Here is a 12,524-nt window from a genome sequence, read left to right on the forward strand (position 1 = left end):
GGTCGCCTGGAAACATCCCCGCTGAGGGTTATCTATTTATTGAGGAATACAAGAATGGCCGACAAAATTTTTCGTGTCAACATGACCGATCTGAGCGCCGCGGTCGAGAAGGTTCCGGCAACCTGGATGGGCCTTGGCGGTCGGGGATTGACGTCCACCGTGATTGCCGCCGAAGTCGAACCGACCTGCCACCCCCTCGGGGCCGGCAACAAGCTGGTGATCGCCCCGGGCCTGCTCTCCGGCACCCAGGCCGCCAACTCCGGTCGCCTGTCCTGCGGCGCCAAGAGCCCGCTCACCGGCACCATCAAGGAGGCCAACTCCGGCGGCACCGCCGCCCAGATGCTGGCCAGACTGGGGGTCAAGGCCCTGATCATCGAAGGCATACCGCAGCCGGACAGCTGGTACGGGCTGCATGTGACTGCTGCCGGGGTGACGATCACCACCGAGACCGAACTGATCGGGCTGGGCAACTACGAGGTCATCGAGAGGCTGAACGCCAGGCTCGGCGACAAAATCGGGGTCATCTCCATCGGCCCGGCCGGGGAGATGCGGATGACCGCCGCCAACATTTCGATCAAGGATCCGGGTTCGCGGATCCGCTCCAGCGGCCGTGGCGGCCTCGGGGCGGTGATGGGTTCGAAGGGAATCAAGTTCATCACCATCGAGGCCAGCGAGGCCAAGGTCGAGATCGCCCGGCCCGAGGATTTCCTTGGCGCCAGCCGGGCCTTCGCCAAGGCCCTGATCGACAACCCCATCAGCCAGGCGCTGGGGCAGTACGGCACCAACGTCCTGGTCAATATTATCAACGAGGCCGGCGGCCTGCCGACCCGCAACTTCACCGCCGGTCAGTTCGCCGGCCACGAGAAGATCTCCGGCGAGACCATGCACGACACCATCGTCGCCCGCGGCGGCAAGCCGAAGCACAACTGCCATCCGGGGTGCGTGATCAACTGCTCGCAGATTTACAACGGCAAGGACAAGAAATATCTGACCTCGGGCTTTGAGTACGAGTCGATCTGGGCGATGGGGGCCGACTGCTGCGTCGACGATCTCGACCATATCGCCGAGGCCGACCACATCATGGACGATCTCGGCCTCGACACCATCGAGACCTCGGTGGCCTTCGGGGTGGCGATGGAGGCCGGGGTGCTGCCGTTCGGCGACGGCGCCGAGGTCTGCCGGATGCTGCGCGAGGAGGTCGGCCGGGGCACCGGCATCGGCCGGATCATCGGCGGCGGCGCCGGCTCTGTCGGCCGGGCCTTCGGGGTCACCCGGGTGCCGACCGTCAAGAACCAGGCGATCCCCGCGTACGATCCCCGGGCGATCAAGGGCATCGGCATCACCTACGCCACATCGACCCAGGGCGCCGATCATACCATGGGCTACACCATCGCCACCAACATCCTCGGGGTCGGCGGCAAGCTCGATCCGCTCAGCAACGAGGGCCAGGTCGAGCTGTCGCGCAATCTGCAGATCGCCACCGCCGCCATCGACTCGACCGGGATGTGCCTGTTCATCGCCTTTGCCGCCCTTGATGACGCCAACTGCCTGCCGGCGCTGATCGACATGATCAACGCCCGGTTCGGCATCGCCCTGACGGCCGACGACGTCACCAACCTCGGCAAGACCATCCTCAAGACCGAGCGGGCCTTCAACCTGGCCGCCGGTTTCACCAGCCAGGACGACCGGCTGCCGGAATTCTTCCGGACCGAGCCGATCGCCCCCCACAACGTGGTCTGGGATATCGACAACGCCGCCATCGATTCGTTCTGGGAATTCTGATTGCGGGCAACGGAACAGGCGTCGGTCCGCGATGATTTTTCCGGGTGGTATCGGGGAAGGGTTATCGCGGCGACGTTGAGACCGTCGTCCCCCTGCCGTTGTCAGCGCCTTTTCAACCGGGCGCTGCAACAGCGGGGGCGCGGTTCAGATGATCAGATAGGTGCCGGTGCCGGCGGCGATCAGCAGGTTCTTGTCGTTCGTCAATTCGGTTCGGACGACCGTCACCTTGTTGCCCCGGCGCAGCACCGAACCCGAGGCGATGAAATACTCGCCTTCTCCCCGTCGCAGGTAGTCGACCCGCATATCGATAGTGCTGGCCCGGGCAAAGCGTTTGGTCAGTTCATCGAGCGGCATCGCTCCCAGATGCGTCATCAACTCGGCGAAGGCGATGAGGCCGCCGGTCAGATCGAGGACCGCCGAGATGACGCCGCCGTGGAGAATCCGGCGGGCGAAGTTGCCGATCAACTCCTCCCGCATATCGATCCTGACCCGGACATCGTCGGGAGTCAGGTTGACGATGCGGATGCCGAGCAGACGGTGAAAGGGCATCTGCTTTTCGTAGATTTGCCCCAGCATGTTCAGCATGTCCTGCAGGTCCATAGTGTTTTCCATCTTTCTCTTTTCTCCAGGCTGCGATGATGACCGGCGGGTCAACCGGTTGGCAATGATTTCCGGGTTCGGCTCTAGCGGACGACCAGGACCGAGCAGGGGGCCGTCTGCAGTACGCGGTGGGTGACGCTGCCGACGATCAGGCTCGCAAGGTTGCTCAGGCCGCGCGACCCCATGACGATCAGGTCGCAGCCCTCGATTTCGGCGATGTCGGTGATTCTTGTAGCCGCCGGTTCTTCCATGATCCGTTCTTCGAAGGGAATATTCTCGGCTGCGAGGCGCTGCAGGAACGGGGTCACGACTTTTTCGCTCTCATCCAGGATCTTGGCGATTTCGTTGTTGCGATACGGCTCGCCGAGGATTGTCGGGAATTTTTCGTGGCAGTAGACGAAGAGAATCGTCGCGTCCATCATCCTGGCATATTCGACGGCCGTATCGAGCACTTTCGCCGAGTGGTCGGAACCATCGATCGCCAGGACTATTTTTTTCATCGCATCGCTCCATAGGGTTGAAAAGCCGGGACGTTGGACGGGGAACCCGGGTTGCGGGATGGTTGCTCCCGAACCGGATTGTAGCAGAAGGGCACGGTCTTCTCAATCTCCCGTGTCGGAACAGGGACGTTTGGCGCCGCTCCTGCCCGCCGGCTACTGCATGATCTTGTTCGACCAGTGGACCGCGAACTTGACCAGCCCGGTGAAGTGCTTCAGTTTCAGCTTTTCCTTGAGATTTTCGCGGTAGGTGCCGATGGTCTTGATGCTGAGGTGGAGGCGGTCGGCGATCTCCTTGGTCGAGCAGCCCTCGCCGATCAGGCGCAGGACCTCGAGCTCGCGGTTGGTGAGGATGTCGAGGGGCGACCGGCTGTCGGCGGCGTGCTGCGAGGTCAGCCGTTTGAACACCTTTTCCTTGACGGAGATGCTGGCGTAGATGTCGCCGCCGAGGATGTGGCGGATCGCCTCGACGACCTTGTGGATCGCCTCCTGCTTCATGATGTAGCCGCTGGCGCCGGCCATCAGCGCCCGCTCGGCGTAGAGCGATTCGTCGTACATCGACAGCACCAGCGTCGGCAGGCCCTCGTGGGATTTTTTGATCTCCTGGACGAGTTCGATGCCGTTGCCGTCCTTCAGGGAGATGTCGACCACCACCAGGTCCGGTTTGAGTTCGTCGATCGCCGCGCAGGCCATCTTCATCGATTCGACGCTGCCGCAGACCTCGAGATCCTCCTCCTTGTTGATCAACTCGCTCATGCCGAGACAGAAGATCGGGTGGTCGTCGATGATCAGAATCCTGCTTTTCTTGCGCGGAGGCATCGTGCTCCTCAGCCTTTGATGTTGTCGGGTTTGTCTTCCGGGGTCTTCATGACGACATGGATGGTCGTTCCGGCATCTTTGGCGCTGGTGATCTCCAGGAAGGCGCCGATGGCCAGCACCCGGTATTTCATCAGCTGCATGCCGATGCCGATGCCGCCCTGGCGCTCGCCGATCCCCCGGCCGTTATCGGTGATCCGCAGGTGGATGTAGCCCTCCTCCCTGGTCAGCGAGATGGTGATGGTCGTGGCGGCGGCATGCTTCACTGCATTGTTCACTGCTTCTTGTACGATATAATAGAGGTGTGTCGCAAGGGTGTTGTTGGAAAAGGTCAGAGATTCGTCGCCGTTGAAGGTGCAGCGGATGTTGGCCGTCATCCGGGTGTGGTCGGCGATTTCGTTCAGCGCCGACTGCAGGCCATAGGAGACCAGGTGGACGGGGCACAGTCCCCGGGCCAGGCCGCGGGCCTTGGCGGTGGCCTCGTCGATCAGCTCGATGATCTTTTCCGCCAGGAAGGCGGCCTTGCCGTTTTCGGCACTGATCGTCGCCTGCAGCGCCGAGGCCAGGCCGCCGATGCCGATCAGGTGCGGGCACAGATCGTCATGGAGGTCCTGGCCGATGGTCTGGCGGATATTGTCGCCGATATCCATCAGGAGGTTGGTCAGCCGCTTTGTTTCGGTGACGTCACGGAGGATGATGACGCTGCCGGCCGGATTCCCGCTATGGTCCTGGAAGGCGGCGCCGCTGATGCTGACGGAGCGGATGTCGCCGGATTTGGTATAGCGCTTGGTCTCGGTGGCCGGCAGGATCCCGCCGTTCTTGATGGTGTTGATCATCACGAAGGTCTCCGGCCAGTTTTCCTCCGGCACGAAGTGGTCCATCCGCCGGCTCAGGCACTCCTCCAGGTGCCAGCCGAAGACCGATTCGAAAGCGTGGTTGAAATAGGTCACCTTGCCGTCCATGTCGTAGATGACGATCGGATCGGCAGCCGATTCCATCACCGAACGGTAGCGCTGCTCGCTTTCGCGCATGCTGTTTTCGGCCTCCTGACGAACCGCGATCTGTTCTTTCAGGTTGTTGCTGTAGTCGGCGAGCTGTTTCATGAAACGGTTGAAGTAGCCGGCGAGCTGGCCGATCTCGTCGGTTGCGGCCGTCGTCATCCGCTGGCTGAAATCGCCGCGGCTGGCGTTCTCGAAATGGTTCATCAACCGCTGCAGGGGGTTGGTGATCGAGTTGCCGATCTGCACGGTCAGCGTCAGGATCAGGATCATCGTGATGACGAAGGTCGCCAGGGTCAGACTGCCGATGATCTTCAGCGGTTCGAAGAATTCGTCGTGGTAGCTGGTGGCGCCGACGATCCAGTCATAATCCTTGACATAGGTGAAGATGCAGAGCTTGTCGCGGGCCCTGGTTTCGCCGGGGTTCTTCCACGGATAGACGATCTGGCCGTTCTGTTTCTTAAGGATCGTCGCCAGGGCCTCGTTGGACACCCCGGCGAGGGTGAGGATGTTGGCGCCCTCGAGCTTCGGATGGATGATCGCCTTGCCCTTGCCGTCAATGATGAAGGCGTAGCCGGTCCGGCCGAACTGGAGGTCGAGGACGCTCTTCTTGAAATCGTCGACATTGACCAGTCCCTTGAATTCCTCGCGGTAGGCGGAAACCGAGATGATCCAGTCCCAGGGCGCGAAGTGGGCCATGTACAAGGCCTTCGGTCGGGCCGCCGGGTCGTCGGGATTTTTCCAGTCGTATTCGAGATAGCCGCGTTTCTTCGTCTGCAGGTCGCGGACAAAGGAATACTCCGAGACATCGCTGCCCAGCACCGCCTTCTGCGGATGAACGACGACGATGCCGTTGCCGTCGACGGTGTAGATGTATCCCGACGTGCCGATGGTCTGGCTGAGGAGGATGGCGGCGGCCTGTTCCTTTGCCGCCGCCTCGCTCAGCAGTCCCTGTTGCTGAGCGCGATGGAAGCTGTCGATGATCTGGAGGTTTTTTTCGGCGATGCCGCGCAGGTAGTTCTTGATCGAGGCGGTGGCGGCGTTGCCCACCAGGTTGTTGATCGAGGTCGTGGTGTTATGCAGTTCGCTCTCGATGTTGGTCGAGATGGTGTCGCGAACGATGACATAGATGGTGGCAAAGGCGATGGACAGCGACAGGGTGAAGAGCAGCGCGTAGGAGTAGAGGAGCTTGTTCCGAATCCGTGTGCCAGCCAACATATGCCCATCCTCCTTTGCCGGGGGGTGATTCTCCCGCGACCGGCCAGGCGCCGGCGCTCGTCAGGGGCCGCAGACGCCGGACCGATCTCCTGCGAACGCGGCACTCCTCTCTGTACCAGAAATAGTTGAACCGGGAAAGCATCGATCGTCCCCCGCCTTCATGGCCGGCCCGGGCCTGCAGGGCTGGAGGGGAAGACGGGAGCCGCAGGGGGATTGCGGCGGCGGGAGAGGGAAAAGAATGAAGGGTCCAGGCCTGCCGGGCGCAGTCCGGGCAGGTGGACACGACATGGAGCGAGGAGTACCGGCGCAGCCCTTTCCCTTCATTTCCCTTAAAGACCCGCGGCGCCTCGGAGGTGGGAGGCGCCGGGATGGAAGCGGGTCTTACATCTGGATGTTCATCATCTTGGCCTTCTCGGTCAGCTCCTCGCGGAATTCCGGGTGGGCGATCGAGACCAGGGCCTTGGCCCGTTCCCAGGTCGATTTGCCCTTGAGGTTGACGATGCCGTACTCGGTGACGACGTAGTTGACAAAGACCCGGGGCAGGGTCGTGATCGTGCCCGGTTCGAGGAAGGGCCGGATGCGCGAGTGCCTGGTGCCGTTCTTGTCGACCACCGATGAGGTGAGGCAGATCAAGGCCTTGCCGCCGCGGGAATGGTAGCAGCCATAGGTGTAGTCGAACTGGCCGCCGGTGCCGGAGATATGGCGGGTGCCGCTCGACTCCGACGACACCTGGCCGAAGAGGTCGATCTCCAGGGCGTTGTTGATGGCGATGGCCCGGTCGTTGGCCGAGATCTTCTCCAGGCTGTTGGTATAGTTGACCGGGTAGCTGCTGCAGGACGGATTGTGATGCAGGAAATCGTAGGTTTTCTTCGAGCCGAGGGCGAAGGTGTAGACCATCTTGCCGATATCGTTCTTCTTCTTGCTGTTGTCGATGCAACCGGCCTCGTAGATGTCGACGAAGCTGTCGCACAGCATTTCGGTGTGAACGCCGAGGTTGCGCAGATTGGACTTGGCGATCAGTTTGCCGATGGCGTTGGGCATCGCCCCGATACCGAGCTGCAGGCAGGAGCCGTTCTCGATCTGGGAGACGACGATTTCGGCGATCTGCTCATCGGTCGCGGAGATTTTCGGCTCCGGCAGGCAGAACATCTCCTCGTTGTCGCTCTCGACGACGGCGTCGACCTCGGAGATGTGAATCCGCTCCTCGTAACCGCCGTAGCAGTAGGGCATGTTCTCGTTGACCTCGACGATGATCTTTTTCGCCGCCCGGATCTGGGCCCAGGTGAAGGAGTTGGAGACGCCGAAGTTGAAGAAGCCGTTGCTGTCCATCGGAGTCGTGCGGAGCAGCATGACATCGGTGGTGATATCCTGATTGTCGTAGTAACCGGGACCTTCGTGATAACACAGCGGGATGTAGTTGCAGACCTTCTGGTCGTGGAGTTTGCGATCGGCGCCGGTGAAATGCCAGCTGTTGTAAGAGAAGCTCCTCCCCTCCGGATCGGCCTTGGCTACCGCTGCCAGACCGGGAAAGCCGAGGGAGCGGACCTTGACGTTTTCAACCTCGCCGACCCGCTGGGCCAGGGCCTTGTCGAGGGTGATGGGCGTGCTGAGAAAACAGGCATAGTCCACCCAGTCGTTGGATTGGATCATCTGGACTGCGTCGCTGGGCGACATCAACTTGCTATTGAGCTGGCTTGTGTATTTCACTGTGATCTCCTTGGGCGTGGAATGATCTTCGTTACCGGCTGCCATCGGCTGACAGGGGGAATCTCTTCTTGTTCGGAAATATAGATGATGGCGCCGGTTGATCGCAATCGGCTGGAAGCTGAATTTGATCTGCGGGTTTTTCCGAAAGGGACTAGGTTCTGCGCCTACCGGGGGACGGGGAGAGCGGGATGTGGTCCGGCGGATCAGGACCGCCGGTTGCAAAAAGGAAAGGGATTGAAGACCGGCGGCCTTCAATCCCTGGGCAACCCGAAAAAGAGCGACGATCAGACGACGTGTTCGAGACCGGGGGCCGGGAAGGCGGAACACAGGTCCCTGACTTCGGCGGCAATCCGGGCGTGGGTCGCCTCGTTTTCAGGGTCGCTGATGACCTCGTCGAGCAGTCGGCCGACTTCCAGCATTTCCGGCTCCTTGAAGCCGCGCGTGGTGACCGCCGCCGTCCCCAGCCTGATGCCGCTCGGGTCGTACGGTTTGCGGGTATCGAAGGGGATGGCGTTGCAGTTGAGGACGATGCCGGCGGCATCGAGGATGCGGGCGGCCTTCTTGCCCGAGATGCCCTTGTTGGTGACATCGACCAGCATCAGGTGGTTCTCGGTGCCGTTGGTGATCAGCCGATATCCCCTGGCCATCAGGTTTTCCGCCAGTGCCGCGGCGTTGTTGACGATCTGGCGGGCGTACTGGCGGAATTCCTGGGTCGACGCCTCTTTCAGGGCGACGGCGATGGCGGCGGTGGTATTGTCGTGCGGTCCTCCCTGAACGCCGGGGAAAACAGCCTTGTCGATGGCCTGGGCATATTTTTCACGGCACAGGATCATTGCGCCGCGGGGGCCGCGCAGGGATTTGTGGGTCGTCGTCGTGACGACGTCGGCGTACGGCACCGGCGAGGGGTGGGCGCCGCCGGCGACCAGACCGGCGAAATGGGCCATGTCGACCATCAGCAGGGCCCCGACCTCGTCGGCGATCTCGCGGAATCTGGCGAAATCGAGGATCCGCGGATAGGCGGAATGGCCGGCGATGATGATCTTCGGCCGGCAGCTCCTGGCCTTCTCGGCGATCGCCTCGTAATCGAGGAGACCGGTGGCCGGATCGAGTTGATAGGACTGGGCGTTGAAGTACCTGCCGGAGATGCTGACCGGCGAACCGTGGGTCAGATGGCCGCCATGGGGCAGGGCCATGCCGAGGATGGTGTCGCCGCAGTTGAGAAAGGCGAGGTAGACGGCAAGATTGGCCGGCGAGCCGGAATAGGGCTGGACGTTGGCATGTTCGGCGCCGAACAGCGTTTTGGCCCGGGCGATGGCGATGGTCTCGACCTGGTCGATGATCTGCTGCCCCTCGTAATAGCGCTTGCCGGGATACCCCTCCGAGTATTTGTTGGTCAGGACCGAACCGGTCGCCTCCAGGACCGCCGTTGAAACATAGTTTTCCGAGGCGATCAGTCGGATTTTGCTGGTCTGGCGAATTTCTTCCTGTCGCACCAGGGCATATATTTCCTCGTCAACCTTCAGCAGATCTTCCATTTTCCTTCCTTTTCAATCACGAGTTGCATGCCCGGCACCGATGTCCTGGGACACTGAGAGAGCATGGCAATAAAAAACGGTGACAAGGCCGCATGCGGCCGATAACCACCGTCACATTCCACCGGTCGGGCCCGGAGGGCGAGGCAATGTCGCCGGTCCCGCCGTCTGTTCACTGCGTCCGACATGCAATGAAGAGGAAACTATAATAAAGTCACCGCCAATTTCACAGCGGAAAATGGAAAAATCGCCGCCGCCGCTTCAGGCTGGGTGGGGGGATCTGGATGGGGCGGCGCCGGGCGGAGGCGGGCAGTTCCGGAAAATCGGTGAAGACCGCGGTCGCCCCGAAGTTGAAGAGATCCCGCTGCCGCTTTTTGTCGTTCACCGTGTAGACGTTGATCCCGAATCCGGCGGCCCGCAGGGTGCGGATCAGTTCCCTGGTGGTAATGGCATCGGCGGGATGGTACGCGGCGGCGCCGAGCGCAAGCAGATACTGGACCAGTTCCGGCGGATGCTGCTCGTTCTGGAGGACCCCGATCGAGATCTGCGGGGCCATGGCCTTGCATTGAAGAAGATAGTCATGGTTGAAAGAGGAGATCAGCACCATGGAGGCGGCTCCGGCCCGATGGATGACATCGAGGACGAGGCTGGCGGCGTGCTGGTCGAATCTGGTGTGCCGCTGGTCCTTGATCTCGATGTTGACCGGCAGCATGTGCCGCATCGCCCACTCCAGCAATTCCGCCAGGGTGAGAATGCGTTGCGGCATCTGCGGCTCGAGGTCGGCGACGGAGGTCGTGCCGGCGGCCAGGGTCCCGAACGGATCGGCGGCGAGGAACCACGAGCCGATGTCGAGTTCCTTCAGCCGGCTGAGGTCCCATGTGCTGAGCCGCATGGACTTTATCCCGAACCTGTCGGCGATCAGGGCGGCGTTGGAGGTTCGTTTGAGAGTCGAGTCGTGGAACACCACGGGGATCCCGTCCCGGCTGATCTGGACATCGATTTCGATGAAATGGCAGCGGCCCAGGCTGGCGGTGAACGCGCTGATGGTGTTTTCCGGGCGGCAGGCCCTGAAGCCGCGATGGGCGCCGATCAGATGGACATCGGAAAATCGGTCGAAGAAGGTCATGGTCGTCCTTCCGTCAGGGGGTATCCGCCACGGGAAGGGGACGTCGATGTCTTCGACGTGTTTCGTTTCCCGCTGTCCCTTCAGTTACTCCTCGTCTCTGTTCCTTGTCAAGGGGTTGCCGGCCGAAAACAAATCAGAGGCCAAGAAAGGGCGTTTTTTTGATGCCAATCCCGCATGCCTGGGAGTAAAAGAAACTGGCATGCCGCCGAAGGTCCGGCAGTGCCTCTCCGACCGCTCGGACCGGGATCGGGAGCGGCCGGGGCGGGGTCGGGATCATGCGCAACGATTGCGAATAAGGACGCTGAAATCGTATGTCGGGAGTATCCACAGCAATGACCGCGGGGGTCGTCTTTACTCTGACCTATCTCGGCATCGCCTGCGGCCGTCTGCCGGGTCTGGCCATCGACCGCACCGGCATCGCCCTGCTCGGCGCCATCGCCATGGTCGTCAGCGGGGTCATGACCGCCACCGAGGCCTTCGCCGCCATCGACATCCCGACCATCCTGCTGCTCTATTCGCTGATGGTGATCTCGGCCCAGCTTCGGCTCGGCGGCTTCTACGCCTGGTCGGCGCACCGGATCATCCCGCTGCTGGATCGGCCCCGGCTGTTTCTGGCGGTGTCGATGCTGCTGGCTGCGACCTTGTCGGCCCTGTTGGCCAACGATATCGTCTGCCTGGCCTTCACCCCGGTGCTGATCCACGGCCTGGTCGGGGCCCGGCTCAACCCCGTTCCCTTCCTGCTCGGTCTGGCGCTGGCCAGCAATATCGGCTCGGCCGCCACCATCATCGGCAACCCGCAGAACATGCTGATCGGTCAGAGCGCCGGACTCGGCTTCAATGCCTTCCTCCGCTGGTGCCTGCCGCCGTCGCTGCTCGCCCTTGGCGTCGGCTACCTGCTGCTCGTGCTGTGCTATCGTCGTCGCTTCATCGCCGGCGCCGAAAGTGCGACCGCTCGTCTCAGCCGCGATGCCGCCTGGCCGGAGTTCAACCGCCATCAGACCGTCAAGGGCCTGGTGGCGGTCGGGGTCCTCATCGCCCTGTTCTTGACTCCGGTGCCGCGCGAGGTCTCGGCCATCGGTCTCGCCGGTCTGCTCCTCTGCAGTCGCCGCTACGACACCCGCCGGATCCTCGCTCTCGTCGACTGGCATCTGATCACCCTGTTCTGCGCCCTGTTCATCGTCGTCCATGGCATATCCGCAGGCGATCTGCCGGCCCGGTTGATGGCCGGGCTGCAGGGGCTCGGCATTGATGTCGGCGAACCGTTGACCCTGACGGCAATTTCGGCGGTGCTCAGCAATATTTTCAGCAACGTGCCGGCGGTGATGGTGTTGATCCAGTTCCTGGATCCCGCCGATCATCACCTGTGGTACGTCCTGGCCGTATCCAGCACCTTTGCCGGCAACTTCATCCTCATCGGCTCGATCGCCAACCTCATCGTCGTCGAACAGGCCTTGGCGGAAGGGGTGGTGGTTTCGTTCGCGGAACATGCCGGAATCGGCATCCCGGTGACGCTGGCCTCTCTGGCGATCCTTGCCGGCTGGATCGCGGTCGCCGGGTGATTGGCCGCAATGACAACGCGTTTTTCAAAAATGTACTGAAATATCGGAAAAGAAGAGCAGGAGGATGGCCGGCCTCCTCTTCCCGAATCAGCGAATGGATGGTAGTGATCTCAAGCGGACGCCAGAATTTTCAGGGTCAAAAACATGGTTAAAAAATATACTGTCTTCATCATCTTAATGGTTGGTGTGGGGCTGTCGCTGTACGGCGTATCATTTTTCAACGAACATGACAAAATTGACATGCACCGCATCGAACAGATTGCCGAAAGGCTGGAATCGATAGAATCTCAATTGAAATCGCTGCAGTCGGCGAATGTATCGATGACCGATGTTGCAGGCAAAATCGATGATATTCAGTATGACCTGAAGAACGTCAAGAACACCATCCCCGAACTGGGGAAAATTGAAAAACTGGTGGATCGGCTGGAAAGCAGAGGGGAGGGAGATCCGGCCTTATCTCCGGAATTCGGTGATGATTCAAGTCTGCAGCAGGACATCCCGACGGCGGTGGAAGAGGAGGTCGAAGCGGAGGCCGAACCCACCTACCACGTGGTAAAAAAAGGTGAGAATCTGTATAGGATAAGCCTTAATTACCATCTGAAAATCGATTACCTTCGCCAGGTGAACGGCCTCGGCACCGACAATCAGATCTATCCCGGCCAGATATTGCTGGTGAAATAATACTTCCG

General features: G+C 61.2%; 10 protein-coding genes. 3 read left to right on the plus strand and 7 right to left on the minus strand.

The features are described from left to right. Positions 1-54 precede the first annotated feature (54 nt). Entirely contained in the window at positions 55-1,782 is a 1,728-nt protein-coding gene (locus tag HNQ81_RS14480; RefSeq protein WP_183352023.1) for an aldehyde ferredoxin oxidoreductase C-terminal domain-containing protein, read from the plus strand. A 144-nt stretch (positions 1,783-1,926) separates the two neighbouring features. On the opposite strand, the gene HNQ81_RS14485 is transcribed toward HNQ81_RS14480, so the two are convergent. From HNQ81_RS14485 to HNQ81_RS14515, 7 genes are all read right to left on the minus strand, one after another. Continuing rightward, positions 1,927-2,394, minus strand: a complete 468-nt coding sequence (locus HNQ81_RS14485; RefSeq protein WP_183352024.1) for a thioesterase family protein — start codon at positions 2,392-2,394, stop codon at positions 1,927-1,929. A 71-nt stretch (positions 2,395-2,465) separates the two neighbouring features. Beyond that, positions 2,466-2,882 carry a universal stress protein gene (locus HNQ81_RS14490; RefSeq protein WP_183352025.1) on the minus strand — a complete coding sequence of 139 codons (417 nt, stop codon included), beginning with the start codon at positions 2,880-2,882 and terminating at the stop codon, positions 2,466-2,468. A gap of 153 nt (positions 2,883-3,035) precedes the next feature. Further along, positions 3,036-3,698, minus strand: a complete 663-nt coding sequence (locus HNQ81_RS14495) for a response regulator transcription factor (protein ID WP_183352026.1) — start codon at positions 3,696-3,698, stop codon at positions 3,036-3,038. A gap of 8 nt (positions 3,699-3,706) precedes the next feature. Beyond that, positions 3,707-5,911 carry a cache domain-containing protein gene (locus tag HNQ81_RS14500; protein ID WP_183352027.1) on the minus strand — a complete coding sequence of 735 codons (2,205 nt, stop codon included), beginning with the start codon at positions 5,909-5,911 and terminating at the stop codon, positions 3,707-3,709. A 381-nt stretch (positions 5,912-6,292) separates the two neighbouring features. Next, a complete protein-coding gene (locus tag HNQ81_RS14505; RefSeq protein WP_337833461.1) occupies positions 6,293-7,618 on the minus strand; it encodes an acetyl-CoA hydrolase/transferase family protein in 1,326 nt (441 codons plus the stop codon). Between the two features lie 284 nt (positions 7,619-7,902). Next, the gene (gene glyA, locus HNQ81_RS14510) at positions 7,903-9,153 is read right to left on the minus strand and encodes a serine hydroxymethyltransferase (RefSeq protein ID WP_183352029.1); all 1,251 of its coding nucleotides are present in this window, start codon (positions 9,151-9,153) and stop codon (positions 7,903-7,905) included. Positions 9,154-9,376: 223 nt separating this feature from the next. Next, positions 9,377-10,276 carry a glycerophosphodiester phosphodiesterase gene (locus HNQ81_RS14515; RefSeq protein WP_183352030.1) on the minus strand — a complete coding sequence of 300 codons (900 nt, stop codon included), beginning with the start codon at positions 10,274-10,276 and terminating at the stop codon, positions 9,377-9,379. 332 nt (positions 10,277-10,608) lie between these two features. Here HNQ81_RS14515 and HNQ81_RS14520 point away from each other — a divergent pair, with 332 nt between their 5' ends. Together HNQ81_RS14520 and HNQ81_RS14525 are read left to right on the plus strand one after the other, a co-directional pair. Further along, a complete protein-coding gene (locus tag HNQ81_RS14520) occupies positions 10,609-11,835 on the plus strand; it encodes an anion transporter (protein ID WP_183352031.1) in 1,227 nt (408 codons plus the stop codon). A gap of 144 nt (positions 11,836-11,979) precedes the next feature. Then, a complete protein-coding gene (locus tag HNQ81_RS14525; RefSeq protein ID WP_183352032.1) occupies positions 11,980-12,516 on the plus strand; it encodes a LysM peptidoglycan-binding domain-containing protein in 537 nt (178 codons plus the stop codon). The last annotated feature ends 8 nt before the right edge of the window (positions 12,517-12,524 follow it).

Source organism: Desulfoprunum benzoelyticum (genome assembly GCF_014201505.1).
In the GTDB taxonomy this organism is placed as follows: Bacteria; Desulfobacterota; Desulfobulbia; order Desulfobulbales; family Desulfocapsaceae; genus Desulfoprunum; species Desulfoprunum benzoelyticum.

Coding starts and splice junctions, on each gene's coding strand:
- HNQ81_RS14485 (WP_183352024.1), bottom strand. CDS start 2,394: ATGGAAAACACTATGGACCTGCAGGACATGCTGAACATGCTGGGGCAA.
- HNQ81_RS14490 (WP_183352025.1), bottom strand. CDS start 2,882: ATGAAAAAAATAGTCCTGGCGATCGATGGTTCCGACCACTCGGCGAAA.
- HNQ81_RS14515 (WP_183352030.1), bottom strand. CDS start 10,276: ATGACCTTCTTCGACCGATTTTCCGATGTCCATCTGATCGGCGCCCAT.
- HNQ81_RS14480 (WP_183352023.1), top strand. CDS start 55: ATGGCCGACAAAATTTTTCGTGTCAACATGACCGATCTGAGCGCCGCG.
- glyA (WP_183352029.1), bottom strand. CDS start 9,153: ATGGAAGATCTGCTGAAGGTTGACGAGGAAATATATGCCCTGGTGCGA.
- HNQ81_RS14525 (WP_183352032.1), top strand. CDS start 11,980: ATGGTTAAAAAATATACTGTCTTCATCATCTTAATGGTTGGTGTGGGG.
- HNQ81_RS14520 (WP_183352031.1), top strand. CDS start 10,609: ATGACCGCGGGGGTCGTCTTTACTCTGACCTATCTCGGCATCGCCTGC.
- HNQ81_RS14500 (WP_183352027.1), bottom strand. CDS start 5,911: ATGTTGGCTGGCACACGGATTCGGAACAAGCTCCTCTACTCCTACGCG.
- HNQ81_RS14495 (WP_183352026.1), bottom strand. CDS start 3,698: ATGCCTCCGCGCAAGAAAAGCAGGATTCTGATCATCGACGACCACCCG.